General features: G+C 68.3%; 30 protein-coding genes. 12 read left to right on the forward strand and 18 right to left on the reverse strand.

Annotated elements, in window-relative coordinates; all coding sequences use genetic code 11:
- Positions 1 to 14: 14 nt before the first annotated feature.
- The 4 genes from QY307_01220 to pafA form a co-directional block, all read right to left on the reverse strand.
- Positions 15 to 305 carry a hypothetical protein gene (locus tag QY307_01220; protein WKZ82902.1) on the reverse strand — a complete coding sequence of 97 codons (291 nt, stop codon included), beginning with the start codon at positions 303 to 305 and terminating at the stop codon, positions 15 to 17.
- A 103-nt stretch (positions 306 to 408) separates the two neighbouring features.
- Complete coding sequence (locus QY307_01225; protein WKZ82903.1) at positions 409 to 1,344, reverse strand: WYL domain-containing protein; 936 nt, start codon at positions 1,342 to 1,344, stop codon at positions 409 to 411.
- Entirely contained in the window at positions 1,341 to 2,261 is a 921-nt protein-coding gene (locus QY307_01230) for a WYL domain-containing protein (protein ID WKZ82904.1), read from the reverse strand. Before QY307_01230 ends, QY307_01225 begins: the two co-directional genes overlap by 4 nt.
- 47 nt (positions 2,262 to 2,308) lie before the next feature.
- The gene (gene pafA, locus QY307_01235; protein ID WKZ82905.1) at positions 2,309 to 3,664 is read right to left on the reverse strand and encodes a Pup--protein ligase; all 1,356 of its coding nucleotides are present in this window, start codon (positions 3,662 to 3,664) and stop codon (positions 2,309 to 2,311) included.
- Between the two features lie 52 nt (positions 3,665 to 3,716).
- Here pafA and QY307_01240 point away from each other — a divergent pair, with 52 nt between their 5' ends.
- Complete coding sequence (locus tag QY307_01240; GenBank protein WKZ82906.1) at positions 3,717 to 3,956, forward strand: DUF2007 domain-containing protein; 240 nt, start codon at positions 3,717 to 3,719, stop codon at positions 3,954 to 3,956.
- A gap of 33 nt (positions 3,957 to 3,989) precedes the next feature.
- Here the strand turns inward: QY307_01240 and prcA are convergent, their stop codons facing one another.
- The 5 genes from prcA to arc are packed head-to-tail and all read right to left on the reverse strand — an operon-like array spanning position 3,990 to position 8,837.
- Entirely contained in the window at positions 3,990 to 4,658 is a 669-nt protein-coding gene (gene prcA / locus QY307_01245) for a proteasome subunit alpha (GenBank protein WKZ82907.1), read from the reverse strand.
- Positions 4,655 to 5,410: a proteasome subunit beta gene (gene prcB, locus QY307_01250; GenBank protein ID WKZ82908.1), complete on the reverse strand. Its 756-nt coding sequence runs from the start codon at positions 5,408 to 5,410 to the stop codon at positions 4,655 to 4,657. The genes prcA and prcB overlap by 4 nt, the downstream gene beginning before the upstream one ends.
- Before the next feature lie 26 nt (positions 5,411 to 5,436).
- Positions 5,437 to 5,631, reverse strand: coding sequence for a ubiquitin-like protein Pup (locus tag QY307_01255; GenBank protein ID WKZ82909.1), 195 nt, complete (start codon positions 5,629 to 5,631; stop codon positions 5,437 to 5,439).
- A 3-nt stretch (positions 5,632 to 5,634) separates the two neighbouring features.
- Entirely contained in the window at positions 5,635 to 7,125 is a 1,491-nt protein-coding gene (dop, locus tag QY307_01260; protein ID WKZ82910.1) for a depupylase/deamidase Dop, read from the reverse strand.
- Positions 7,122 to 8,837 (reverse strand): proteasome ATPase, encoded by a 1,716-nt coding sequence (gene arc, locus QY307_01265; GenBank protein WKZ82911.1) that lies wholly within the window; start codon positions 8,835 to 8,837, stop codon positions 7,122 to 7,124. Before arc ends, dop begins: the two co-directional genes overlap by 4 nt.
- 157 nt (positions 8,838 to 8,994) lie before the next feature.
- Here arc and QY307_01270 point away from each other — a divergent pair, with 157 nt between their 5' ends.
- Positions 8,995 to 9,240, forward strand: coding sequence for a ferredoxin (locus QY307_01270; GenBank protein WKZ82912.1), 246 nt, complete (start codon positions 8,995 to 8,997; stop codon positions 9,238 to 9,240).
- Positions 9,241 to 9,267: 27 nt separating this feature from the next.
- On the opposite strand, the gene QY307_01275 is transcribed toward QY307_01270, so the two are convergent.
- Positions 9,268 to 10,074 (reverse strand): tRNA (adenine-N1)-methyltransferase, encoded by an 807-nt coding sequence (locus tag QY307_01275; protein WKZ82913.1) that lies wholly within the window; start codon positions 10,072 to 10,074, stop codon positions 9,268 to 9,270.
- A gap of 135 nt (positions 10,075 to 10,209) precedes the next feature.
- Between QY307_01275 and QY307_01280 the strand changes: the two genes are divergently transcribed.
- On the forward strand, positions 10,210 to 10,425 hold the full coding sequence (locus QY307_01280) for a hypothetical protein (protein ID WKZ82914.1): 216 nt from the start codon (positions 10,210 to 10,212) through the stop codon (positions 10,423 to 10,425).
- Here QY307_01280 and QY307_01285 read toward each other — a convergent pair.
- Together QY307_01285 and QY307_01290 are read right to left on the reverse strand one after the other, a co-directional pair.
- Positions 10,410 to 10,607 carry a hypothetical protein gene (locus QY307_01285; GenBank protein WKZ82915.1) on the reverse strand — a complete coding sequence of 66 codons (198 nt, stop codon included), beginning with the start codon at positions 10,605 to 10,607 and terminating at the stop codon, positions 10,410 to 10,412. The genes QY307_01280 and QY307_01285 overlap by 16 nt on opposite strands.
- Complete coding sequence (locus QY307_01290; GenBank protein ID WKZ82916.1) at positions 10,604 to 10,900, reverse strand: hypothetical protein; 297 nt, start codon at positions 10,898 to 10,900, stop codon at positions 10,604 to 10,606. Before QY307_01290 ends, QY307_01285 begins: the two co-directional genes overlap by 4 nt.
- Positions 10,901 to 11,004: 104 nt before the next feature.
- Here QY307_01290 and QY307_01295 point away from each other — a divergent pair, with 104 nt between their 5' ends.
- Positions 11,005 to 12,243: an MFS transporter gene (locus tag QY307_01295; protein ID WKZ82917.1), complete on the forward strand. Its 1,239-nt coding sequence runs from the start codon at positions 11,005 to 11,007 to the stop codon at positions 12,241 to 12,243.
- On the opposite strand, the gene QY307_01300 is transcribed toward QY307_01295, so the two are convergent.
- The gene (locus tag QY307_01300) at positions 12,240 to 13,514 is read right to left on the reverse strand and encodes a cysteine desulfurase-like protein (protein ID WKZ82918.1); all 1,275 of its coding nucleotides are present in this window, start codon (positions 13,512 to 13,514) and stop codon (positions 12,240 to 12,242) included. The genes QY307_01295 and QY307_01300 overlap by 4 nt on opposite strands.
- A gap of 63 nt (positions 13,515 to 13,577) precedes the next feature.
- Here QY307_01300 and QY307_01305 point away from each other — a divergent pair, with 63 nt between their 5' ends.
- From QY307_01305 to QY307_01315, 3 genes are all read left to right on the forward strand, one after another.
- On the forward strand, positions 13,578 to 13,835 hold the full coding sequence (locus tag QY307_01305; protein ID WKZ82919.1) for a hypothetical protein: 258 nt from the start codon (positions 13,578 to 13,580) through the stop codon (positions 13,833 to 13,835).
- Positions 13,832 to 14,200 (forward strand): hypothetical protein, encoded by a 369-nt coding sequence (locus QY307_01310; GenBank protein WKZ82920.1) that lies wholly within the window; start codon positions 13,832 to 13,834, stop codon positions 14,198 to 14,200. The genes QY307_01305 and QY307_01310 overlap by 4 nt, the downstream gene beginning before the upstream one ends.
- A 144-nt stretch (positions 14,201 to 14,344) precedes the next feature.
- Positions 14,345 to 15,865, forward strand: a complete 1,521-nt coding sequence (locus QY307_01315; protein ID WKZ82921.1) for a hypothetical protein — start codon at positions 14,345 to 14,347, stop codon at positions 15,863 to 15,865.
- Positions 15,866 to 15,882: 17 nt separating this feature from the next.
- On the opposite strand, the gene QY307_01320 is transcribed toward QY307_01315, so the two are convergent.
- On the reverse strand, positions 15,883 to 17,211 hold the full coding sequence (locus tag QY307_01320; protein WKZ82922.1) for a HAMP domain-containing sensor histidine kinase: 1,329 nt from the start codon (positions 17,209 to 17,211) through the stop codon (positions 15,883 to 15,885).
- On the reverse strand, positions 17,208 to 17,888 hold the full coding sequence (locus tag QY307_01325; GenBank protein ID WKZ83731.1) for a response regulator transcription factor: 681 nt from the start codon (positions 17,886 to 17,888) through the stop codon (positions 17,208 to 17,210). The genes QY307_01320 and QY307_01325 overlap by 4 nt, the downstream gene beginning before the upstream one ends.
- Positions 17,889 to 17,979: 91 nt before the next feature.
- On the opposite strand from QY307_01325, the gene QY307_01330 reads away from it, so the two are divergent.
- Both QY307_01330 and QY307_01335 read left to right on the forward strand, forming a co-directional pair.
- Positions 17,980 to 18,432, forward strand: a complete 453-nt coding sequence (locus tag QY307_01330; protein ID WKZ82923.1) for a nitroreductase/quinone reductase family protein — start codon at positions 17,980 to 17,982, stop codon at positions 18,430 to 18,432.
- 23 nt (positions 18,433 to 18,455) lie between these two features.
- Positions 18,456 to 19,214: a VIT1/CCC1 transporter family protein gene (locus tag QY307_01335; protein ID WKZ82924.1), complete on the forward strand. Its 759-nt coding sequence runs from the start codon at positions 18,456 to 18,458 to the stop codon at positions 19,212 to 19,214.
- 11 nt (positions 19,215 to 19,225) lie between these two features.
- Here the strand turns inward: QY307_01335 and QY307_01340 are convergent, their stop codons facing one another.
- Together QY307_01340 and typA are read right to left on the reverse strand one after the other, a co-directional pair.
- Positions 19,226 to 19,852, reverse strand: coding sequence for a DinB family protein (locus tag QY307_01340; protein ID WKZ82925.1), 627 nt, complete (start codon positions 19,850 to 19,852; stop codon positions 19,226 to 19,228).
- 315 nt (positions 19,853 to 20,167) lie between these two features.
- Entirely contained in the window at positions 20,168 to 21,994 is a 1,827-nt protein-coding gene (gene typA / locus QY307_01345) for a translational GTPase TypA (GenBank protein ID WKZ82926.1), read from the reverse strand.
- Positions 21,995 to 22,174: 180 nt separating this feature from the next.
- On the opposite strand from typA, the gene QY307_01350 reads away from it, so the two are divergent.
- Both QY307_01350 and QY307_01355 read left to right on the forward strand, forming a co-directional pair.
- Positions 22,175 to 22,834: an NUDIX domain-containing protein gene (locus tag QY307_01350; GenBank protein ID WKZ83732.1), complete on the forward strand. Its 660-nt coding sequence runs from the start codon at positions 22,175 to 22,177 to the stop codon at positions 22,832 to 22,834.
- Positions 22,835 to 22,838: 4 nt separating this feature from the next.
- The gene (locus tag QY307_01355; GenBank protein WKZ82927.1) at positions 22,839 to 23,849 is read left to right on the forward strand and encodes an NAD(P)-dependent alcohol dehydrogenase; all 1,011 of its coding nucleotides are present in this window, start codon (positions 22,839 to 22,841) and stop codon (positions 23,847 to 23,849) included.
- Between the two features lie 87 nt (positions 23,850 to 23,936).
- Here the strand turns inward: QY307_01355 and QY307_01360 are convergent, their stop codons facing one another.
- Entirely contained in the window at positions 23,937 to 24,563 is a 627-nt protein-coding gene (locus QY307_01360) for a hypothetical protein (GenBank protein ID WKZ82928.1), read from the reverse strand.
- 190 nt (positions 24,564 to 24,753) lie between these two features.
- On the opposite strand from QY307_01360, the gene QY307_01365 reads away from it, so the two are divergent.
- Positions 24,754 to 25,473 carry an alpha/beta hydrolase gene (locus tag QY307_01365; protein WKZ82929.1) on the forward strand — a complete coding sequence of 240 codons (720 nt, stop codon included), beginning with the start codon at positions 24,754 to 24,756 and terminating at the stop codon, positions 25,471 to 25,473.
- The last annotated feature ends 28 nt before the right edge of the window (positions 25,474 to 25,501 follow it).

The following is a 25,501-nucleotide window of genomic DNA, read 5'->3' on the forward strand; positions in this document are numbered from 1 at the left end:
GGCCGGGCCCGAGCTCAGGCCTGCAGGAGCCGGGCCCAGTCCTCACGGTCGAGGCTGGAGGAGAAGCGTTCGATCTCTGCCTCGGTTATGGGGTTGGTGTCGTCGACCACCTGGTAGGCGACACCGGTGGCGAGAAGTATGGAGACGACCCGGTGGCTGGCGGGGCGGTTCTGCCGGTCACCGCATGCCGGACAGTCGAATGCGTAGGACCCGGCACCACTGAGAGCAGTGAGCTCGAGGGTGAGTTCGGTGGGCAGCAGCTCGACCTCTCCGCAGAGTGTGCACGAGGTTCGAATGGTGGTCATGCGATGGTGTCTCCGAGGGAATCTCTGGCGTACGCTCTCTCATCGGGAGGAGGCCCGGGCGCCTGAATGACCATCCGCGTCTTAGTCACTCCACCACCCAGCGTCACCGGTAGCGGGCGACGATCCTCTCGCGCAGCGCCGAAGTGGCGGCGGCGACCACCGAGGCGTCACCACCTGGCAGCAGCTCGGCCGCGCCCCCGAGACGCAGCAGCAGCCGGGCCACCACTGCCGCATCGGAGGCGGAGAACTCGACGACCGTGCCTTCCCCACCCTCCGAAAGGATCGTCACCGGGTAGTACCGGGTCACCCACTCGGCAGCCTTCTCGAGGCGAAGCCGAACCACCAGGTCCTCGGCTCCTGGCCGGTAGCGGACGTCGGGGGTGGCGGCGCCTTCGGGAGGAGTGAAGGTCTCCTCGGTCGGCTCCAGGGTACGGATCCGATCGACGCGAAACACGCGGCCCGCACCGGCGAGCCGGCAGTGAGCAGACAGATACCAGTTGCCCAGGGAGGCGAACACCAGCCAGGGCTCCACTCGTCGCCGGCTGACCCGGCCACTTCCTATGGCGGAGTACTCGATCTCCACCACCTGGTGCTCGTCGGCGGCCTGCCTCAGGCCGGCCACGAGGCCAGACACCGGGCCCAGGTCGACCGAGACCAGATCGGGTTCGGGCAGCACCGCGTTCGCCAGCTTCTGCAGGGCGGACTCCAGAAGTGGCGTGCCCTCACCCGCCGACATCATGGCCATGCCCCCCGCCAGCATCGTGAGGCACTCGGCCGCTGAGAGCCGTACCGGCCGAGCGAAGTAGTCGGCATCGGCGATGAACACGGCGTCGTCGTCGATGCTGGCGTCCATCAGGTCCCCGGGCCCGTAGCCGGGGAGCCCGCACACGAATATCAGGTCGAGGTCGCGAGCCAGCTCCGAGGGTGAGTAGCCGAACCGGAGGCACACCTCGTCGACCGGGGCACCACCCTGTCTCACCACCCACGACATCATGGCGAGCAGCCGGTTGAGCCTGGCCGCAGTCCGGCTGCTGCTCATGCGCCTACCCCGAGGTGCTCCAGGAATGTGTCGCGCAGCCAGGCGGGCTCGGTGATCACCGCCGCATCCTCGAATGCCACCATCATCCCTACGAAGGCAGCCGGCGCCGCCACCGGCAGCCGCACCCTGAGGCCTCCCCCGGGGAGCTCCTCGAATGTGGCCCGCGAACCGACCCTGCGCCGTGCCCACCAGGCAACCTCGGGGTCGAACTCGACGACGGCCTCGATCTCTTCGGCTCCGGCCTCCCACGGAGCCTCGGGGAACCCCTCGTCCGCCTTGAACCCCGGCGGCCGATCGAAGGCCCCCGCCTCCGATCCCAGGCGCAGGCCTTCGATTCGATCGACGCGGAATCGCCGCACGGCTCCCCCGGCGCGCGCCACCAGATACCAGTGCCCCATCCGATGGACCAATCCGAGGGGGTCGACGGAGCGCCTCTCGTTCCGATAGGCGAAAGTCACCCGGCGACGCTCCAGGACGGCCTCGAACAGGCTCCCGAGGTCTGTGGCATCGGCGAAGAGGTCGGCAGCCAGCGGGCCCTCCACGGCACCGGCCGGAGTGCCGCCCAACTTGAGAATCCCACTCGGTGAGGCTCCCTCGTCTCCGAGGCGGGCGAGCCGCGCCGCGAACCAGAGAGCGCCCAGCTCCTCGTCGGTCAGCCCTGGGTCGGGCAGGGCGTACTCGTCCGGCCTGACCACATAGCCCTGCTCCACCTCCCAGCGATCGGTGAAGTCGAGGTGTAGCGGCACGCCCAGGGAACGAAGCAGGTCCTTGTCCCTCTCGAAAGTGCGACGAAATGCCTCGTCGCCGGCCTGGTCGTAGCCGGCGACCGTGTTGCGGATCTCGTCGGCCGTTACCGGACGCCCGACGGTGAGCAGGTAGGCGAGGAGGTTGATGATCCGTTCGACGACTCGCTGCATGACGCCCTGAGAGTATCCGGAAGCGACGGTGTGCTACCAGCCAGTGGTCACAGGCTGGCTATCAGCTTGTCGACCCGCTCATCGACCGCCCGGAACGGGTCCTTGCACAGAACGGTGCGCTGCGCCTGGTCGTTGAGCTTCAGGTGCACCCAGTCCACGGTGAAGTCCCGGTTGCGCGCCTTGGCGGCCTTGATGAACTCGCCCCGCAGCCGGGCGCGGGTGGTCTGGGGCGGGCTCACCAAGGCCTTCTCCACGTCATCGTCGGTCACGATCCTCTCCACCATTCCCCTGCGCTCCATCAGGTGGTACACCCCCCGCTGACGGGAGACATCGTGGTAGGCGAGGTCGAGCATCGCCAGCCGTGGGTCGGCCAGTGGCAACCGTCGGGAGGCGGCGTACTCGTCGATCAGGCGGTGCTTCAACACCCAGTCACACTCTCGCTGCAGGGTGAGAGGGTCCTTCTCCAGCCCGGTCAGCAGGTGCTCCCACATGGCGACGGCCGACTGCACCTGGGCGGGGAACCCCGGGCTCCGGGAGTAGCGCAGCACGCGCTCCAGGTACTCCCACTGGATGTCGAGTGCCGACAGCTCGCGGCCGTTGGCGAGACGCACCCGGCGCCTGCAGGTCGTGTCGTGCGAGATCTCCCTTATCGCCCGTATCGGGTTCTCCAAGGTGAGATCACGAAACACGACGTCGTCTTCGAGCATCTGGAGCAGGGCGACGGTGGCGCCCACCTTCACATACGACACATACTCCGACATGTTGGAGTCACCCGCTATCACGTGGAGTCGCCGGTACTTCTCGGCGTCGGCATGTGGCTCGTCGCGGGTGTTGATGATGGGACGGCTGCGGGTCGTCGCCGAGGACACCCCCTCCCAAATGTGCTCGGCGCGCTGTGACAGAGAGAACACGGTTCCCCGGGCCGTCTGCAGCAGCTTCCCGGCTCCGGCGAACACCTGGCGGGTCACGAAGAAGGGGATCAGGGTGTCGATCATGCGCTGAAAGTCGGCCTGCCGGCTCACCAGGTAGTTCTCGTGACACCCGTACGAGTTGCCGGCCGAGTCGGTGTTGTTCTTGAAGAGGTATATCTGACCCCGGATCCCCTCCTCCTCGAGACGCTCCTCGGCCGATTCGACCAGGCCTTCGAGCACCCGCTCACCCGCCCGGTCATGGGCGATCAGGTCGTAGAGGCTGTCGCACTCGGGCGTGGCGTACTCGGGATGACTCCCGACGTCCAGGTAGAGGCGCGCCCCGTTCTCCAGGAACACGTTGGATGACCTGCCCCAGGAGACGACCCGTCGGAACAGGTAGCGGGCCACCTCATCGGGCGAGAGTCGACGCTGCCCCCGGAGGGTGCAGGTGACCCCGTACTCGTTCTCCATCCCGTAGATGCGGCGTTCCACGACTCCGAGGGTACCGGGATGCCGATGCCTCGGGCGTCGGTACGATCAGCCTGTGACCGAGTCCACGGGATACGTGAAGGTGGCCTCCCTCCCCGACGCCTCGACGGGAAGGCTCGCCGCAGCCCTCCTCGATTCGGCAGGAATACGGTCACGCCTCCACGGGGAGGCCATGGGGCCCTACGTGATGAATCTGGGTGCCTGGGCTGTCACCGATCTCTGGGTGGCCGAGCCTCAGGCCGACGAGGCCCGAGCGATCCTTGCCGAAGCGGAACTGGGCGAGATCACCGATTGAGGGTGGGCTGGCTGGCGCTTCGCACCCGCTGGCTCACTCGCCGAGTTCGGCGCCGCTCAGACGCCGAAAGGCACGCCTGCCTCGTGTGCGGTCGAGTACCGCACCCTCCCAGCCGGCGGCACCGTCGTCGTGGACCACCGAGAGGCACACCTCCTTGGCCACCGCGACAGCCTCGGACAGTGTGAGGCCCTCCCGGTGCGCCCCGGCGAGACTCTGGCCAAGGGCTTCGGCGGCGCCACCGATGGCGCAGAAGTGGCGCTCGTCGTAGAGCGTGCCGTCGTATGTGACCCGGAAGATGTGGTTGTCCTCTGGCGTCTCCCCCAGCTCGACGACCATGATCTCCACCTCGTAGGGCTTGACCTCATGGGTGAAGATCTGTCCCAGGGTCTGGGCGTAGGCATTGGCCAGGCTCTTGGCGATGACGTCCTCGCGCGAGTAGGCGAACCCGGTCAGATCGGCTCTTCGGATTCCGCCGACCCGGAGCTGATCGAACTCGTTGTACTTGCCCACCCCGGCGAATGCGATGCGGTCGTAGATCTCCGAGATCTTCTGGAGCGCCCCCGACGGGTTCTCGCCGAGCATCAGGATGCCGTCGACGTACTCCAAGGCGACCAGGGACTTCCCTCGGGCGATGCCTTTGCGGGCATACTCCGCCCGGTCCTTCATCAACTGCTCTGGGGGTACGTAGAACGGGATCGTCATGAATCCGACCCCAGAACCCGGCGCGCCGCCGCTCCGACCCTCTCGTCGGCGATCTCCACGAAACCCTCGGCGTTGACCGTTACCACGTTCGGATAGATCTCACGCTGCAGGTCCGGTCCACCGGTGGCGGTGTCCTCTTCGGCGGCAGCCACCAGGGCCTGCACCGCCAGGTCCACGGCTGCGTCCTCATCGAGATCGGGGCGAAAGGCGGTCCTCAAGAACAGACGGGCGTCCCGTCCTCCCGATCCTGCCGTTGCGTAGTCGGTCTCCTCATAGGTTCCCCCGACAACGTCGTACGAGTACAGCTTCCCCACCCCATCGGCCTCGTCGAACCCGCAGAAGATGGGGATGACGACCAGCCCCTGAAACGCCATCGGCAGCTGACGCCGAACCATGGTCGAGAGGTGGTTGGCCTTGCCCACCAGGCTGAGTCGACGCCCCTCGAGCTTCTCGTAGTGCTCGAGTTCGGTCTGCAGCAGGCGGACCATTTCGAGGGCGATTCCGGCGGTACCGGAGATGGCCACTGCAGAGAAGGAGTCGGCGGGAAACACCTTCTGAACCCGGCGATGGGCGATGACGTTGCCTGCTGTGGCCCTTCGGTCGCCTGCCATCACCACTCCGCCCTGGTATCGGAAGGCGATCACCGTGGTGCCTTCCGGCGCATCGATGTGCCTGGCGCCGGCGACATGCTCCCAGCCGGCGGTGAGGCCCTCGGCGCGCAGCAGGGCGGCGAAGCTCGATGCCGGGGTCACCGTCCGAAGCGGCAGGCCCTCGGGCGTCACTGGCCGCCCTTCTGGACGTAGTTCTTCACGAACTCCTCGGCGTTCTCCTCGAGCACGGTGTCGATCTCGTCGAGCAGGTCGTCGATCCGGTCGGTGAGCTCCTCCGCGACCTCGGACCCGGTGGCCTGCTCGGACTCCTGCTCCTCGGTGGTCTCGTCACGCCGGGCTCGCTTGCGCTCCTGTTCCGCCACGAGTCACCTCCGTCCTTCGAGGGCAACGATGAGTTCGGCGGGCGTGGAGGACCCTTCGATGAGGTCCCCGACCAGATCCCGCGTCCCGCGCCTTGGCTCCATCATAGGCACCCGCCTCAACGACTCATCACCGACGTCGAAGATCAGGGAGTCCCAGTTGGCGGCGACGATCGCCGATCCGTACTTCTCCACGCAGCGCCCCCGGAACCAGGCGCGGGTCCCTGCCGGCGGGGTGGTGGCGGCCGCCTGCACCTGCTCGTCGGTGAACAGCCGGCGCATTCGACCCGCCCCGACCAGGCGGTGGTACAAGCTCCGTTTGGGATCGATGTCGTGGTACTGGAGATCGAGAAGGCGCAGCTTCGGGTCCCCCCATTCCAGATCGTCTCGATCTCGATAGGCGTCGAGGAGCGACTTCTTCGCCGTCCAGTCCAGTCGATCAGCCGTCGAGGCCGGATCTCGCTCCAGATCGGCGAGGATCCCCTCCCAGGCATCCAGGACGGCCCCGCTCACCTGGTCGCGCCCCCTGCTCGCGACGTGTCCGGCAACCCACTCCAGGTAGTGCCGCTGGATCTCGATGGCGGTCGCCCGGCTCCCGTCACCCATCTCCAACTTGGCCTCGAGCTTCGGATCGTGGCTCACCCGCCACACCGCTTGCACGGGATCCACGAGGGCGGGCGGCTCCGGCATGGTTCCGGAGGCCACCGCCTCCAGCAGGAGCCAGGTCGTACCCAGGCGGAGGAACGTCTGGGTCTCGGACATGTTGGAGTCCCCGATGATCACGTGCAGCCGCCGGTACCTGGCCGGATCTGCGTGGGGCTCGTCCCGGGTGTTGACAATGGGTCGCTTCAGGGTGGTCTCCAGGCCGACCTCCTCTTCGAAGAAGTCGGCTCGCTGCGAGATCTGGTACGACGCCGGAGGGCGTCCGTTCTCGCTGCCCACCTTTCCGGCGCCGGTGAACACCTGGCGCGAGACGAAGAACGGTGTCAGCTGGGTCACGAGATCGCCGAACGGCACCGATCGTGGAACCAGGTAGTTCTCGTGGGCGCCGTACGAGTTGCCCTTGCCGTCGCTGTTGTTCTTGTGGATGTAGAGGGTCTGCTCCGGGGCCAGCAAGGCCGAGGCGCGTTCGGCGGCGCGCGCCATCACCAGATCCCCCGCCTTGTCGTGCAGTGCCGCCTCCAACGGGTCGGAGCACTCCGGCGTCGCGTACTCCGGGTGGGCGTGGTCGACGTATAGGCGGGCGCCGTTGGTGAGAACCACATTCACCAGCCCGCTCTCGAACTCCCCGGTGGGTAGCGGCTCGTAGCCGAAGCCGCGGGCGTCACGCCCTGGGCTCTCCTCCTCGTAGGACCATTGGATCCGGCTGGCACCGCCGGTGTAGGAGTTGATGACGAGGCTCGACGCCAGCACCGGGTTGAACTCCGGCTGGTTGCGGATGGTGATGCCGAACTCGGTCTCGGTACCGAGCACACCAGGCACCGACTGCTCGGTCACAGGTACTGGCCGGTGGTGATCGCCTCGATCGTGCGGCTCTGGCCTTCGCCTTCGATCAGCGTCCGCACGTAGACGATGCGTTCACCCTTCTTTCCGGAGATCCGCGCCCAGTCGTCAGGGTTGGTGGTGTTGGGCAGATCCTCCTGCTCCCGGAACTCCTGCTTGACGGCAGCCAGCAGATCCGGGGTCCGGATCCCGCGGTTCGACTCCGTGATCTCCCGCTTGATCGCCTCCTTCTTGGCGCGCCGCACGATGTTCTCGATCATCGCCCCCGAAGCGAAGTCCTTGAAGTAGAGGATCTCCTTGTCACCGTTGGCGTAGGTGACCTCCAGGAACCGGTTGTGATCCGAGGTGGCGTACATGTCGGCCACCACGGACTCGATCATCGTCCGACGCATCGCCTCACGGTCTCCGCCGTTCTCTGCCAGCTCGTCGGGGTCGAAAGGGAGATCCCCGCCGAGGTAGATGGCGAAGATCTCCCGGGCAGCCTCTTCATCGGGCCGCTCGATCTTGATCTTCACGTCGAGTCGGCCAGGACGCAGGATCGCCGGATCGATCAGATCCTCCCGGTTGGAGGCTCCGATGACGATGACGTTCTTGAGGGCCTCCACACCGTCGAGCTCGGAGAGCAGCTGGGGAACGATCGTCGACTCGACGTCGGACGAGATCCCGGTTCCCCTGGTCCGGAAGAGGGAGTCCATCTCGTCGAAGAAGACGATGACCGGAACCCCCTCGTCCGACTTCTCCTTGGCTCGGGAGAAGATGAGACGGATCTGCCTCTCGGTCTCCCCCACGTACTTGTTGAGCAACTCGGGGCCCTTGATGTTGAGGAAGTAGGAGCGGGCGTCGGTGCTGCCGCTCTTCTCGGCGACGGCTCGGGCCAGGGAGTTGGCCACGGCCTTGGCGATCAGGGTCTTCCCGCACCCCGGAGGGCCGTAGAGCAGAACCCCCTTTGGCGCCGCCAGGTCGTAGTCCTCGAACAACTGCTTGTGGACGTAGGGCAGCTCGACGGCGTCGCGGATGGTCACGATCTGGTGCCTGAGCCCTCCGATCTGCTCGTAGGAGATGTCGGGGACCTCCTCCAGGACGAGCTCCTCCACCTCGGGTCGAACGAGCCGCTCCAGCACCAACCCGGTGCGCAGGTCGATCCGGACGTGGTCTCCGACCCGAAGGAATGCGCCCTGCATCGGGCCCGACAGCTCGACGACCTTCTCCTCGTCGCCCCTGGCCAGGACGATGAGGCGGTCGTCGGCCAGAATCTCCTTGACCGTCACCACCTCTCCGGTGAGGTCGAATGCCCTGACGTCGACCACGTTCATAGCCTCGTTGAGCAGGACCTCCTGCCCGGTCGCCAGCTCCTTGACCTCGATGGTCGGCTCTGCGTGAACCCGAAGCTTGCGCCCGCCCGTGATCACATCGAGCGTGCCGTCGGCGTTCACGGCGTGGACTATCCCAAAGGGGTTGGGAGGGGCGGTCAGCTTCTCCACCTCTTCACGCAACACGGCGAGCTGGTCGCGCGTCTCCTCGAGCGCAACGGAGAGCTTCTCGTTCTGGGTCACCGCCTGGTTCAGGCGACCCTTGCTCTCCAGGAGTCGCTCCTCGAGTACCCGGATCCGGCGCGGGGCGTCCTGCAGCCGCCGTCGCAATGCGCCGATCTCGTCCTCCAGCAGCCTGATGGTGCTGGTCAGTTCTTCGGCATTCGGCTCGCTCATCACCCCTCCTGACGCGGGCCCGGGACCTCACCCGGCGGGCACCTGGACCCTCCGGCGAGTATACGACGGCACCCGGAGTGGGCCGAGATCCATTCAGGCTTGAGTGCGCCACCCCCGCGGGTACAATCGCCGGGCACACCCCTCGACCGGAGAACTCATGAAGGTTTGGATCGATCAGGACCTCTGCACCGGTGACGGCCTCTGTGAGGAGATCGCACCGGATGTGTTCGTGCTCCTCGACGACGGCCTCGCCTACGTGCGCGAGGGAGACCGCATCTTCGCCGCTTCCAAGGGCAACCCAGAAGGCGCCCAGGGAATGGCCGAGGTGCCGTCGGGCCAGGAGGACAGCGTCGTCGAAGCCGCTGAGGAGTGCCCTGGCGAGTGCATCTTCATCGAGCCCTGAGCCCCACTCGATCCCATGCGACCCGGTCTACGCGGCCGGGTCGCGACGCGTCTCGGCCGTGGTGCGACGGGCGATCGTGATGAACCCGGTGTGGCCGACCATGGTGCTCGCCGGACGGACCGAACGCCCTGTCACCCGCCAGTCGCGGATCAGGATCTCGAACGTCTCCGGGTCGAGGAACACCTGGGTGGCGCGTAGTGCGTCACCCAGGCGTTCGAGCTGAGGTACCGTGGGCAGGTAGGAGACCAGGATCCCGTCGGGGGTCAGGCGCTCGGCCGCAACGGGAACGACGCCTTCGGGCTCTGGGAGGTCCAAGACGATGCGATCGGGCCGATGGTCTCGGAGCACCTCCTCCACCCGCCCTTCGACGAGGGTCAGGTTGCCGGGCAGTCCTCCTGAGAACCTGGCGATCACAGCGCTCGCATGAGCCAGGTGGTCTGACCGGGCCTCTACGCTCACGACTCGGCCCGTGGGCCCGACTGCACGCAGCAGGGCCAGGGTGAGGGCCCCGGAACCGGTTCCGGCCTCGACCACAAGGTCCCCGGGACGCACGTCGCCCCAGTGCACGATGGGACCCAGATCCTTCGGATACACCACCTGGGCTCCCCGGGGCATCGTGAGCACGTAATCGGCCAGCCTGGGCCGCAGCGCCACCAGCCGGGCTCCCGTCGACGACCGGAGATACGTTCCCGGCTCGAGCCCGATGACATCGTCGTGAGCGACCCGGCCCGAGTGGTACTGGAAGGTCGCTCCGCCGCGCAGGTCGATCAGATAGCGCCTCCCCTTGGCATCCACGAGGAGGCAGGTCTCCCCGGCTCCGAAGGGACCCCTCACTGCCCCAGGGCGGCGATGAAGGGCATGACCAAGGTGATGGCGAGCATCGCCGCCATGAAGATCACGAGGTAGCGGACCATGCGGTCTCGGTTGCGGAACATGGGCAGGACTCTAGGGCGGGTACCATCGGTCGGGATGGCCATCACCATGCTCGCCGGCGCCAGGACGCTCGCCTCGGGACTGCGTCGGGGCAACGCCGCCGTTGCCGCCCTCGGCGCCGCCATCCTCGCCCTGGCCTGGGTTCGTCGCACCGCAGGCCCACGGAGCCAGCTGGTCCACGCGGAGAAGGTCGTTCGGGGTGAGGCGATCGAGATCCGCGTCACCCGGCCCCGGGATCAGCGGACCCGGTAGACCTCGACCCGGGCCGCCGAACGCCGGCCGCGCCGCCGCCCCATGGAGTAGAAGAGCAGGATCAATGCGACGGCGGCAACGGCGAGGAGGACCGAGGCGCTGCGCGCGCCTTCCTTGGTCTCTTCCACCACCGACTGGATCTCGCGCAGCTTCTCCTCGAGGTCGGCGCGGGTGACCGTCATCGGGTTGCCCTCCACATCACGAGGCCGGTGACGGCGAGCAGTCCCAGCGATGCCACCAGGTATCCGACCCCACTCCACACCCCGCCATCGGGCATCACGGACAGCACCAGGCGCATCCCGGCGACGGCAAGAAAACCGGCCGCGAGCACGAACAGGATCGATGCCGCCATGCTGAACCCTGCCAGACGCCCCAGCCGCTTGGCCGGCTCCACGGTCTGCTCGCGCAGATACCGCTTGGCGAGGTCGAAGAACTCGCCGATGAGGTCGGGAAGCTCGGTCACCCTGGACATCATCACCTCTCGAGGCCGGCCATCGTCCCGGCCGGATGCTCCTCGAAGGGTACCCGATGCGGCGCACTCCCCGGGCGGCCGACCCGGCGAAGGTATCCTCGCCGCTCATGGCGCGTCCACGGGAGGAGTCCCGCCGAAACCTCTGGCCTCTGGTCATGGGGCAGTCGGTCTCCCTCCTCGGTGACTACCTGGCCTTCTTCTTCGCCCTGCCCGTGTTCATCCGCGACACCACGGGCTCCGCCACGCAGCTGGGTCTGCTCGCCGTCTTCGAGACCGGCGCCCTGCTCATCTTCGGCTTCTTCGCCGGGGTGCTCCTGGACCGGGTGCGGATCCGCCGCGTCATCGTCATCGCCGATCTCGTGCGAGCCGCCGGGTTCGCTCTGCTCGCCGTGGCGGTCGCCATCGGATCCGCCGAGTCGTGGATGGGCTTCGCCGTGGCCTTCCTGGTCGGGTCGATGGGGTCGGTGTTCGACAGCGGCCTGGAGGGGCTCATGCCGGCGGTCCTAACCGACGATCTGCTGGTGGTGGCCAACAGCAGGCTGACCATCGGCCGCAACCTGGCGCAGACGGTCGGGTTCGTCGCCGGGGGGATCGTGGTCGCCGCCGGAGGGATCACCGGGGCCTTCGCCTTCAACGCCTTCTCGTACCTGGTCTCGGCCGGGGCCCTGCTGATGCTGATCGAGGTGCGTCCCCGCGCCCTGCCCCCACCAGAAGCGCTGTTCCCCTCGTTGCGCGAAGGGATCCAGACACTGTGGCGTTCGTCTCCTCTGCGTTGGGCCACACTGGCGGCGACCCTCACCAACCTCGCCTTTGCACCCCTCGCCGCCGTGCTCACGCTCTACGCTCGGGACGACCTCGGCATAGTCGGCGACCGACGCCTTGGTCTCTTCTTCGCCGGCTTCAGCTCCCTGGGTGTCGTCGGCGCCACCCTGGCGCCACGTCTGGTGGGGCGCTTCGGGCTGGGAAGGGCGATCATCGCCGGTGGTTTCATCTTCGGGGTCGGCGCCGCCAGCACGGGATTCATCGATGGATGGTGGGCTGTGGGGACCCTGGGGCTGGCCCTCTCTGGTGTTGCCATCAACCAGGTCGGGTTCGTGACCCTGCGACAGCGGATCACGCCGCCCGACCGCCTGGGACGCGTGATCGCCGCCTCGCGCACCATCTCGTGGATCGGGATCCCGATCGGAGCCGCCCTGGGCGGACTGCTCGGCGATCGCGTCGGGTTGCGCCCGATATTCGTGGGCGGAGGCCTGGCGATCAGCCTCGTGGCGGCGCTGCTCATCCTCGGCCCCCTGTGGGATCGGCACCTGGGAACGAACCCGGTCGAGGCGAGCCCGGTCGTCTAGAAGGTGGCGAGAGCCGCCAGCACCCGATCGACTTCCTCCTCCGTGTTGTAGTGGACGAACCCGATCCGGACCAGGCCTCCAGCCTCGGCGAGGCCGAGGCGGCGCATCACCGCCGGGGCGTAGTAGTCGCCGTCCCACACGAAGATCCCGTCTTCACCCAGGCGGCGCGCCACCTCGCCCGGGGCCACGCCATCCACGGACACGGCGAAGGTGGCCACTCGTTCTGCCATGCGCCGCCGGTCATCGATGCCGTGAAGCCTCACCGCGGGAATGGACTCGAGGCCCTCCATGAAGCGCTCGCATAGAGCCGCCTCGTGGTCGGCGATCGCGGCGTAACCGGACAGAACGCGGGCACGACGATCCGGCCCGGAACCGAGCGACGCCAGATGCTCCACGGCGGCCGTCAGGCCGGCGAGGAGTTCGAAGGAAGGGGTTCCCGTCTCCCACCGGCCGGGGCCGATTGCGGGGGCAGGTTCCAACCGGTAGGGCTCGTGCTCCATCAGCACCTCGGGTCGAGCGGCGACCAGTCCCAGGTGGGGGCCGAAGAACTTGTAGGACGAGGCGGCCACGAAGTCGACGCCAAGGGCGAACAGGTCGACCGGCCGGTGGGCCGAGTGATGGACCGCGTCCAGATAGGTGACAGCCCCCACGCCTTGAGCCGCCTCGATGAGAGCGGGGAACGGCGTGACGGTGCCCAGGGCGTTGGAGGCGGCGGTGAAGGCAGCCAGGCGGGTTCGCGGACCCAGGGCGGAACGGAAGGCATCTTCCGGCAAGGTCCCGTCCGCGGGATCGAACTCGACTCTTCGCACCACGGCACCCCGCTCCTCGGCGGCGAGCCGCCACGGGGTGACGTTGGCGTCGTGGTCCAACGAGGTCACGACCACTTCGTCCCCTGGTCTCCACCGGCGTGCCAGGGCCCGAGAGAAGGCGAAAGTGAGGGTGGTCATGTTGGGACCGAAGACGACCCCCTCGGGATCGGTACCCATCAGGTCGGCCGCCGCCTGGCGCGCTCCGGAGACCACCTCGCCCGCCAGCCGGCTAGAGGCGAAGCGGCCGCCCTGGTTGCTGACTCCTTCCTCGAGGAGCCCGGCGATGGCGTCGATCACCGCCCTCGGGACCTGGGTGCCGGCCGGGCCATCCAGGTAGGCGTTCCCGTCGGCGAGAGCCGGGAAGCGGCGGCGAACGGCGGCGACATCGAGGCCGGGAATCATGGCGCCAGCGTATCGGATGGCGACCGTCGCCCCAGCCGCCACCGGGGCCAGGTTGCTCACCCGAAAAGGTACCGTGATCGGGATGCGGCAGTCCAGGAGCCGCCTGGCGTCGCCAGGAGGACGGTGGTGTTCCAGATCCAGACCCAGATCATCGAATCCGACGCAGGCGAGTTCGCCGGAGGCCGGATCGTCACCAGGGCCAGGTTGACGACGGTCGGTTCTTCGACCGGCCGAGCCCGCATGGAGTACCTCCGGCCGCTGGCCGTGGAACACCACCTTCCCGGTGGGAGGCGGACGGCGACGGTCAGGGACCCCCAGACGCTGTTCATGGTGGCGGCTCTCGCCCTGGGCATCGCAGGAATCGTGAGGAGGAGGACATGAGCCAGACACCCGAACCCAGGTCCACCGCAGAAGCGATCTCATTGGGCCTCGACAGGACCCTCGGCGATCTCGGCGTCGAGGTCTTCTCGGCGCCACACCAGGTGGGCGATCGTGTCGTCATCACCGCATCGGTGTACGAGAGAAGCGGAGGCTTCGGCTTCGGAGGTGGGGGTGGGGTCGATGACGGCGCCAACTCCGGAGGCGGCTTCGGGGGTGGAGGCGGTGGATCGTCGGTGTCGCGCCCGGTCGCCGTCATCGAGGTGACGCCCGAAGGGGTGACCGTGCGCCCGATCGTCGACATCACCCGCCTCCTGCTGGTCCTCGCGGGGATCCTCCTCGCCGTCAGGCGGTTTCGGCGCCGCTGAGCGAGACCATGTCCCGAGACGGGTTACTCTCCCCAGGGGAAGTGCCCGCGCCCTGCCTCCAATCTGGTACCGCCCCGACTCCCGCGGCTGTAATCTCTCGCAACCAATCGAGTGGAGGACCCCGTGGGCGGCCGTAGGTTCCTTGTGGTAGCAGTCCTCGTCCTCCTCGCATCGGCGTGTGGCGACGACTCCTCATCCGAGACCGCCCCCACCACTTCGCCTCCGACGACCATCGAGCCGGATTCGACATCGACCGCCGCCGTCACCACCACCGAGGTCGCCACGACCTCATCGACGAGAAGCGCCCTTCCCGATCACCTGGCAGAGCTGGTCACCATGTGTCACGAGCACACCACGCTCGCCTGCGACGAGTTCTTTCAGCACTTCATGGCCCTGGTACTCGGAGTTCATCCCGATCCGCCGGATTCCGGGGCGATGACCGCCGCCATGCTCGGACTATGCGGTGACCATGTGGCCGGGGCCTGCAAGCTGGTGACGGCGGCACTCGCCGACGACCCTTCGCTGCTGGCGGCGACCGTCGCCTGCGCCCTTGGGGACGCCGGTTCCTGTGCAGCGGCAGCCGCCGGTGAACCCCCGGCGACACCCCCCGTCGTTCCCGGCGTCGATGTCGGGTCCATCGTCGTGGCGCCTCCAGCGATACCCGGTGAGCCGGCGGGTGACGGTCCACATACCTACGGTGACGACCCGGTGCTCGATGCCCTCGTCGACTCGTGTCTGCTCGGCAACTGGCTCGATTGCGACCAGCTCTTCCTGATGGCGCCAATCGGGTCCAACTACGAGATCCTCGGGATGTCCTGCAGCAGCCTGGTGGTCGGACAGTTCGGCTGCCAGAACCAGATGCAGGGCTCCGATCTCGTGATCGATCCCGGCTTCGACGCTCCGGTCCCCCTCGGCGGGTTGCCGGCCCGGATCCTCTCATTCACCGCAGGCCAGGAGACCGTGAACGCTCCCGGGACGGTCACCCTCAGTTGGACGACCGAGAACGCAGCCTGCGGCGCATACCTCGACGGTGTGCGTCACCTGGAGAACGCTTCGGCAACCGTCACCGTCCCGGCAGGGAGCCCGGCCACCATCACCTACACCCTCACCGCCTGGGATGCCACCTGCTCCCCAGCAACTCAAGCTCTCTCCCAGGTGACGATCGCCGTCATCGACACGACGACTACGACGCTCTCGGCTACCGCTGTTCACGCGTCTGGCGGGCCCGTCGACCTGTGGAGCATCGATTGGTTCGACCTCGATTCGGGTACCAAGACGTCGAACGGCCCCGCCACCGACTTGCTGTGGACGAGCGGATGCAGCGACGCCGACTGGCGTGCAATCGCCGAGACAACCGGCGACGGGTCGTCCTGCTACACGCTGAGTTCACCGGCTTCGAACGGCGGCCTGGCGTACGCCGGGAGTGGCACGTACGACGACTGCCTGAACCGGCTTCCGTCAGGGATCCTCTCTTTGGACACCATCGCCGGGCAGGCGATCCCGAATTCGGCCGACGGCCTGGTTGCCGTGATCTGTTACCGGACCGGTGAGGACAGACCGGGAGTGCTACGGGCGGCCAGAGTGCCGTCTGGTGCTCTCTGCTGGGGCGACCTCTGCGCCACCACCTGGGAAGTCCGAATCGCTTTCACCACCTGGGAGTCGTGAGCCCGGGGACGGGCACCTCACGACTCCCCGAAGACGATCCCCACCTCGGCACCGCCGCCGGCACGATTCCTGGCCACCACCTGCCACCCGTGTTGTTCGGCGACAGCGGCGACTATCGCCAGCCCCAGGCCGGATCCCGGCATCGAACGGGCGGCAGCAGAGCGATAGAACCGCTTGAACACGAAGGGAAGGTCATCGGGCTCGAACCCGGGTCCCCGATCGCGGACCATCAGGGTGGCGGCGTCGAACGAAACCTCGATCACACCATCGGGCGGGCTCCACTTGACGGCGTTGTCCACCAGGTTCCCAATGGCGCGCGTCACGGCCGCCCGACGCCCCTCGAGTTCGACCGGCTGCCCCGAGACCCGGATCTCCTGGTTGGCACGACGCCGGGCCCTTTCCAGCACCTCGCTCACGACCTCTCCCAAGTCGACCCGACCGACTTCCTCCTCGTCCCTCCCCACGGTGGCCAGGTCGACGAGTTCCGCAACCAGCGAGCCGAGCTCCTGAACCTCGGCGGCAAGGTCGGCCAGCATCGCCTCGCGGTCGCTCTCGGGAACCCCGCCTCGCGCCAACAGCTCCACGTTGGTGCGGACGCTGGTCAGCGGTGTTCGTAACTCATGGGAGGCATCGGCTACAAGCCGTTGCTGGGCGGCCCGCGCCGTCTCCAGGCGGGCGAGCATCTCGTTGAATGCTGCAGCCAGGCGACCGACCTCGTCGTCCGACTCCACCGGTATTGCGGCATCGAGCGCCCCTGTGGCCGCCACATGCTCCGCCGCTCCGGTGAGGGTCTGCACCGGACGGATGGCACGGCCGGCAAGAGCCCAGCCGCCGACTCCGGCGAGGAGGGCCCCGAAGACGCCGATAAGCAGCAGACGGTTGCGCAGTGCGGCCAGGAAGGCCTCGGTCTCGGTCAGGTCGCGTGCCACCTGCAGTGCCGACCCGCGGGCGGCGCGGCGGGTGAGCAATCGGTAGTTGGTTCCGTCGATGGCCTCGGTGCGAAGCCATTCAGGGGCCGACCCATCCTTCACCGCCAGGTCTCGCGGAACCACGGGCAGCACGACGGTTCCCGACCCGAGGGAGACGACGGACCCATCGGGCAGGATGACCTGGGCGATCACGTCCTCCCCCACCACCTGCCCGGCCTCACCGCGCGGCATCGCCTCCGGGTCCAGCCTGCCCGCCACGTCGATGACCGCCGCCAGCGGCGCCCGGACCTTCAGGAAGCGGTCGATGGACGCCATCGCCTCGTTCTCCGCCGAGCGATAGGCGGCGAAGGTGACCAGGCCCACGGTCACCGCAACCGCGGCGGCGACGAACGCCGCCAGGCGGGCGCGCAGGCTCATTTCTCGCGGACCACGTAGCCGACTCCTCGCACCGTGTGGATCAACCGCGGTTCCCCCTCGGTCTCGGTCTTGCGACGCAGGTAGCCGACGTACACGTCGAGCGAGTTGGAGGTCGTCTCGAAGTCGATCCCCCAGATGCGGTCGTAGATGAGGTCCCGGCTGAGGACGATGCGGGCGTTGCGCATCATCAACTCCAGCAGGTCGAACTCGGTCTTGGTGAGATCGATCTCGCGCTCACCGCGCTTCACGGTGCGGGCCGCCGGATCGAGCACCAGGTCGGCGACCCGGATGCGCTCGCTCGGATCCTCCGGTGAAGCCCGTCGCAGCAATGCCCGCACCCGGGCGAGCAGCTCCTCCACACCGAACGGCTTCACCAGGTAGTCGTCGGCTCCGGCATCGAGCCCGGCCACGCGGTCGGCGACCTCGTGGCGGGCGGTGAGCATCAGGATCGGGGTGCGATCTCCGGCCTCGCGGAGTCGCCGGCAGGTCTCGAGCCCGTCCATGTTGGGCATCATCACGTCGAGCACGATCACATCGGGGAAGGACATGGCCGCAGCAGCCAGACCGGCGCGGCCGTCCTCGGCGGTGACCACCTCGTACCCCTCGAAACCGAGGGCGCGCTCCACCGAGCGGCGCACCGCCGCATCGTCTTCGACCACCAGCACCTTCGACATGATCAGGAGGGTACCGGGAGAGGGTGTGACCTCGGTGACAGCCGGATGAGAGACGGATGAGTCCACCGCCGACCGGCGGCCCTACGCTTGCCCCGTGGGCGTTTACACCGGACTCATTCGCCGCCTCGGCCACCGGCGTTGGTTCGCCTCCCTCGGCGCCCGACTGCTTCCGTCTCTCGACCGCGGGGTGCGCCGGCTCACCGGAGGGAACCGTCTCCTGACCCCGCCCGCGATCCCCAACCTGGTGCTGCACCTGGCAGGACGAAAGCCGGTGCCGCTGCTCTACGCCAGGGACGGCGAGGCCTTCGTCGTGGCCGCCACCAACTGGGGTGCGGCTGCGCACCCGGTGTGGTCGCAGCGACTCATCGACCGGCCCGATGCCACCGTGGAGATGGCTGGCCGCTTGACGCCCGTGACTGCCCGCCTTCTCGACGATGCGGAGGTCGCCAGGGTGTGGCCGGCACTCCTCGCCGTGTGGCCCGCGTTCGAGACCTACCGGGAGCGCGCCGGGCGCCCGATCAGGGTGTTCGCCATGGCGCCGCGCTGAGGTCCGGCACCGGCTCCCCTACCATGGGATTCCCGACCGAGCGAGGCCTGCCGGTGGCAGCGATCGACTCCGCAGACAAGCCCGACGGATACGAGCCGCACATCGGTGACAGCCGCCAGTACTGGCGGGACATCATCCTGGGGGTGAACGACGGCCTGGTCTCGATGCTGCTGCTGGTCGCAGGCGTCGTCGGCGGCGGGCTCTCCGCCGAGCAGGTGCTGCTCACCGGTGTCGCCGGCGCCATCGCCGGTGCGATCTCGATGGCGGCCGGGGAGTACCTGGCGACCAAGTCTCAGGACGACGTGCTGGCGGCCGAGTTGAGTCTGGAGAGGGTCCACATCGCAAACTTCAGGGAGATGGAGGTCGAACAGCTGCGGGGAATGTTCCGGGAGATGGGCGTCGCCCCCGAGGCGATTCCGTCCGTGGTGGAGGCATTCTCCGCCGACGACCACGTGCTGCTCAATGCGATGAAGGCCCTGGAGTTCGGCGTCGTCGACTCGGAACGACGCTCCCCCTACACGGCGATGTACGCCTCGGGCCTGCTCTTCCTGCTCGGTTCGGCGTCGTCGGTGCTTCCCTTCGTCTTCACCGAGGACGCCTCGACAGGCCTGCTCTGGGCCTCGCTGCTCACCGCTGCCGGGCTCTTCGCAGTGGGGGTGGTCAAGGCGGTGGTGTCGCGCTCGTCGTTCGTCCGATCGGGGCTCGAGAACCTGCTCATCGCCGGTGCCGGAGGCGTGACGGCTTGGTGGGTGGGCAGGCTGGTCGGCACGACACTGTCCTGAGGCGCAGCGTCTCAGTGTTGGCGGACACCTTCTGCGGCGTCGGCCATCTGGGCGAAGTGCGTCGGCTCGTGGTTGGCGAAGTAGCTCACCTGTTCGATCAGGGTCAACCGCCCCCACTCGGGGTGCCGTCCGGTGCGCCACCAGTCGTCCATCACCAGGGCTTCGAGCCTCTTCAGCACGGCGGCGCGTGAGTCGCGATAGCCGGCGAAGATCTGGGCCGTGGTGCGCGACACCTCGGAGGTCTGCGCCCACACCTGCATGGCGGTGAGCACGGGATCATCGGCGGCGAGGAACTGCCCCACCCGATCGGCGAGCAGAGCCTGGGCGTTGGAGAGGTGATCGAGGACCTGGGCCACCGACCAGCCTCCGCCGGGAGCGGGATGCCGTAGCGCATCCTCGTCGAGGTCGCCCATGATGGCGGCTATGACCTCGGGCGCCCCCGCCAGGCGCTGCAGCGATTCGGCAGGCGACGACTCGGAGAGCCAGTAGACACCGCGGAATCGCTCGAAGGTGGACCCCCAGGCGCCGCAGTCGGGGCAGCGCCCCTCTGGCCGCCTCGTCTCGACCCGACCACACAGGCGGCACACCATCGGATCCGGGGTCTCGTCGAAGGTGCAGATCCCCCCGGCACGCAGCACCGTGGCAGCCGCACGAAGGGGCTCGGCCAGGGCGGCGGCGGGGTGGCTCCGATGGCTTCGGCTATCGACTCCAGGGTGTCCGCCTGTTCGGCCGGAAGGCGGGTCGAGGCCACCTGATGACCGGCTCGTCGCCCCTGGGAGGCGGCGGCCGCCCGGAGCAACTTGGCCACGTTGTACTGCCCCTCGTCGGCCAGAGCCACCGCCATGGAGAGCAGGCGGGGGGCGTCGGCGGCGCTCTCTGCAACCATAGGGATGTTCCTCTCTGGGGTCGCCCAGGCTACCGATGTGCTGTGTCGCCGGAGGGCTGAATCGAGGCTACTTTTCTTTGCGGGCGAGCTGCCGGGCACTGTCGGTGAGGTGACGCTTGCGGATCCGCACCGACTTCGGGGTCACCTCCACCAGCTCGTCGTCGCCGATCCACTCGATGGCGGTCTCGAGCGTCGGGCGGCGAGGCGGCGTCAGCTTGATGGCGTCGTCGTGGGCGTGGGTGCGGATGTTGGTCAGCTCCTTCGCCTTGGTCGGGTTGACCGACATCTCTCCGGGCCGGGAGGACTCCCCCACGACCATTCCCTCATAGACGTCTTCGCCGCCGCCAACGAACAGCTCGCCACGCTTCTGCAGGTTCTCCAGGGCGAAGGGCGTGCTGACTCCGCTGCGGTCGGCGATCATCGCCCCGCCCACGCGTCCAGGGATCTCCCCGGCCCATGGCTGCCACCCTTCGTGGTGGAGGTGGGCGAGCGCCGTCCCCCGGGTGGCAGTCATCAGCTCGGATCGGAGGCCGATCAGGCCCCGCGCCGGAGCCACGGCGGTGACGATGGTGCGTCCGGCGTCGCCGGGCCGCATGTCGGTGACCCTCCCCTTGCGGGGGGCCAGGGCCTGGGTGACGGTTCCGACGTGCTCGCTGGGCACGTCGATCACCGCCCGCTCCACCGGCTCGTGGGGCACGCCGTCGATCTGTCGAAGGATGACCTCGGGGCGGCTCACCTGTAGCTCGAAGCCCTCGCGACGCATCGTTTCGATGAGGACCCCAAGCTGGAGTTCACCGCGTCCGGAGACCTCGATCACCTCCGGCGAGCTGGTGGGGCCGATTCGGATCGACACGTTGCCCCGAACCTCTCTCTCCAGGCGCTCCCGGATCTGACGGGAGGTGAGGCGACTGCCGTCGCGCCCGGACAGCGGGGAGGTGTTGACCCCGAAGGTCATGCGCAGCACCGGCTCGTCCACCTGGAGCCTGGGCAGCGGGTGGGGGTCGTCGGGAGCCGCCAGGGTGTCACCGATCTCGACCTCGGGGAACCCGGCGACGACGAAGAGGTCTCCGGCCACGCGCTCCTCGACCTCGGACCTGCCCAGTCCGACGAACCCCATCAGCTGGGTGGGGCGGCGGCGGATCGGGGGTTCCTCCTCGTACGAGTGGCACAGCGCCACCTGCTCTCCGGAGCGCATCGTTCCCTGCACGACCCGCCCTATGGCGAGGCGCCCCAGGTAGTCGGAGGCGTCGAGGTTGGTGACCAGCGCCTGGAGCGGGGCGTCGGGGTCGCCTTCGGGGGCGGGGATGGCGTCGAGGATCGTATCCAGCAGTGGGGCCAGGTCGGCGTCTTCGCCGGGGACACCGATCCCGGCAACCGCTCTACCGGCACGGGCATCGGTGGAGACGATGGGGAACTCGATGTGGTGATCGGCGGCGTCGAGGTCGAGGAAGAGTTGATAGACCTCGTCGACCACTTCGTGCGCACGGGCGTCGGGACGATCCACCTTGTTGACCACCACCACCGCCGGGAGGTTGCGGGCCATCGCCTTGGAGAGGACGTACCGGGTCTGGGGCATCGGGCCGTCGGCTGCGTCGACCAGGAGGAGAATCCCGTCGACCAGGGTGAGCGCCCGCTCCACCTCACCTCCGAAGTCGGCGTGACCGGGGGTGTCGACCAGGTTGATCCGCACCCCCTTCCACTCGACTGAGAGGGGCTTGGCGAGGATGGTGATGCCCCGCTCGCGCTCCTGATCGTTGGAGTCGAGGACCCGCTCGATCCGTGCCTCGTGATCGGCGAACACGCCGGTCATGCCGAGGATGGCGTCGACAAGGGTGGTCTTGCCGTGATCGACGTGCGCCACCAGGGCGACGTTGCGAAACGAGGTGGCGGACATGGCGGAGAGGTGATGGTACCCGGGCCCGGGTTCCTACACGCCGCCCCCACCTGGCGCGGCCCCGCCCTACGAAGAGAATGGTATATTGGTCAGATCGACCATAACCCTGCGACCCCAACGGGCTACGACCCGGCACGCTTTCCCGCCTTCGCGGTGACGGTGGACATCGTCATCCTCACCATGCACGAAGGCGACGCCCACCTGCTGCTGGTGCGTCGCGGCGAGGAGCCCTATCGCGGTGCCTGGGCGATCCCGGGCGGGTTCAAGCGCCCCGCGGAGACCCTCGACGGGGCGGCCCGCCGGGAGCTGGCCGAGGAGACCGGGGTCGACGTGCCCGACCTGCTCCGCCAGTTCGGAGCCTACGGCGACCCCGGCCGCGATCCGCGGATGAACGTGGTGACGGTCGCCTACCTGGCGGTGTTGCGGGATGTGGGTGCGATCGCAGCCGGCTCCGACGCCGCAGATGCCGCCCTGATCCCGGTCGCCCGGGTCCTCGATGGCACGGTCCCCCTCGCCTTCGATCACGCCCGCATCGTGTCCGACGCAGTGGAACGGGTGAAGCTCGACCTCGAGGTCTCGGGGATCGCCACCGCCTTCGTCGGGCCCACTTTCACCGTCGCCGAACTGCGGTCCGTGTACGAGGCGCTCTGGGGGGTGCGCCTGGATCCGGCCAACTTCCGCCGCACGCTGCTCTCCGGCGAGGAATGGGTGGTACCGACCGGGCGACAGGCGGCGCCCGGTCCGGCCGGGGGTCGTCCCGCCGCCCTCTACCGCGCCGGTCCCGCCTGGCGACGACGCGCCCCGATCCACCGATCCGAACGACCCGACGAACGAAGGTGAGCCCATGACCCAGGAAGCGACGATGAGGGCGGCGATCTACGAGCGCTACGGACCGCCGGAGGTGATCCGCCTCGGCGAGTTGCCGCGCCCCTCCCCCGGCCCCGGCGAGCTGCTGGTGCGGGTGCGGGCCACCACGGTGAACCGAACCGACTGCGGCTACCTGTCGGGCAAGCCGTTTCCGATCCGCTTCTTTGGAGGCCTGCGCCGTCCCAAGGTGCCGGTGCTGGGGACGGAGTTCGCCGGCGAGGTGACGGGCCTCGGCGAGGGCGTGACCGGGTTTTCCGTGGGTGATCGGGTGTGCGGGTACTGCGAGCGGACGTTCGGCGCCCACGGCGAGTACATGACGATCGCTGCCACACGCCTGGTGGCACGGATCCCCGAGGGGCGCTCGTTCGTGGAGGCGGCACCGAGCACCGAGGGCTCGCATTACGCCATCCTCGACCTGCGGGCCGCTGGATTGCGCCCGGGAGACGATCTCCTGGTGTACGGAGCGTCCGGAGCGATCGGGTCGGCGGCCGTCCAACTCGGAAAGTCGATGGGGTTGCGGGTGACCGCCGTGTGCGGGACCGCCCACGTCGACCTGGTGAAGGGCCTCGGGGCCGATCGGGTGATCGACTTCCAGACGGAGGACTTCACCAGTGACGAGCAGCAATATCACATGGTGTTCGACGCCGTCGGCAAGTCCTCGTTCTGGAAGTGCCGGAGGCTGCTGCGCCCCAAGGGGGTGTACACCTCGACCGACCTGCCCAGATGGGGCTACCTGCCCGGGCTGTTCCTGTTCGCATTCGCCGGGCGGCTTCTGCTGGTCCTGGCCACCCGCCTGGGGCGGCGGCGGCGCGTCCTGTTCATCCCCCCCAGTGGCGACACCGAGGGGATCGCCCTCCTCAAGAGCCTGATCGAGTCGGGAGAGTTCCGTCCGGTCGTCGACCGGACCTACCCCTTGGAAGAGATCGTCGACGCCTATAGGTACGTCGAGACCGGCCAGAAGGTGGGGAACGTCGTCATCGAGATGTGAGGGGCGCCCCGGCGTCTGTGGCCTCTCAGAACGAGAGGCGGGCCCGGCATCACGCCGGGCCCGCCTCCACGCTTCGACTCTGAGTGCTCAGTGCTTGGGCCCGTACGACCCGAACCCGGCGTTCGTCGGGGAGAGGTAGGAGAGCCCGTGATCGCCGGCGCACGGGTCGTTCGACACCTCCTGGATTGTGGCGAATGCGCCCCAGATCACCGGGCCGATCTCGGTTCCGTCGGCTCCGTACCAGATCCCTGCGCTCGTAGTGGCGTCCGCCGGGGCGGCGACGATCTTGGTGAAGTAGGTCCAGTTGCAGGTATCGCCGCCATCCTCGTAGGTGCCTGCCTGGTGGTTGGTCAGCCAGGCTCCGGACCCGATGTAGGAGGGGAACCCGTAGTGGCGGTCAAGCAGACCGTCGCCGTCGGCGTCGACGTTGGAGAGCCAGGCGTCGTTCCACTTCATGATGAGGGAGACGTCCTTGTAGGCCTGGCACCAGGCGGCGTCGCGGTAGGCGTCGCAGTAGCCGCCGCGGAACATGTGGCCCTGGTAGTTGTATCCCCACTGGTCGTAGCCCACGGTGATCACGGCGCCGTCGCTGGTCAGGAGCGTGCCGTCCTGGATCGTGGTCACTCCCTGCTTGGCGCCGGCGGCGACCGGGATCGCCATCAGCACAGCGATCGCGATGACCACCAGGCGCATCGTGCGTGTCGAACGCATCATCGTTTCCTTCCTCCTGCCCAGAGCGCAGGATCTACACCGTGGTGGCGACACTAGCGCCTTTGGTCGCTCCCTGCTCCGGCCGGTAGCCAGAGGCCTCGCCGGTGTCCCGATTCATCAGAGCGGTGGGGGTGACCGTCAGTGGTGGCTCCCGGGGTCGAGCGGCCCGAGGCTGCGCGTCTAGTCTCTGCTCATGGACGTCGTGCTCATCCCCGGGTTCTGGCTGGAAGCCTCTTCGTGGGATCGGGTGATCCCGGTCCTCGAGGAGGCGGGACATCACTGCCACGCCGTCACCCTGCCGGGGATGGCCCGGCACGAGACCGACCGGTCGGCGGTCACCCTGCAGGATCAGGTCGAGTTCGTGACCGGGTTGATCGACACGCTCACCTCCGATGGCACGCAGGTGGTCCTGGTCGGCCATTCCGGAGGCGGGGCGGTTGCCCACGCCGCCGTCGACGCCCGCCCCGCCCGGGTGGCCCGGGTGGTGTATGTGGACTGCCTGCCTTCCCCCGACGGCGGTGTGATCAACGACTCGCTGCCGATCGTCGACGGGGTGATCCCCCTCCCCGACTGGTCGTTCTTCGGCGAGGAGGACCTCGTCGACCTCGACGACCACCTGCGCGCCGAGCTCCGGGACCGGTCCATACCCACACCGGGGCGTGTCGCCTCCGACCCGAAGCGCCTCACCGACGAGAGGCGCCGCACGGTGCCGGCTACCGTGATCGCCTGCGAGTTCACCTGTGCCGACATGCGCCGGTGGATGCAGGAGGACGACCCCGGCTACGCCTTCCTGAAGGAGTTGGCCGCCACCCGGGAGGTCGAGTGCGTCGACCTACCCACCGGGCACTGGCCCCAGTTCACCCGACCCGCCGACCTCGGCCGGGTGATCGTGGGTGCGTTGGGCACGGCCTGACCCGGCTCCCTCCTTCCCCCGCCGCACC

It is taken from the genome of Acidimicrobiia bacterium (assembly GCA_030584185.1).
Classification (GTDB): Bacteria; Actinomycetota; Acidimicrobiia; order Spongiisociales; family UBA11373.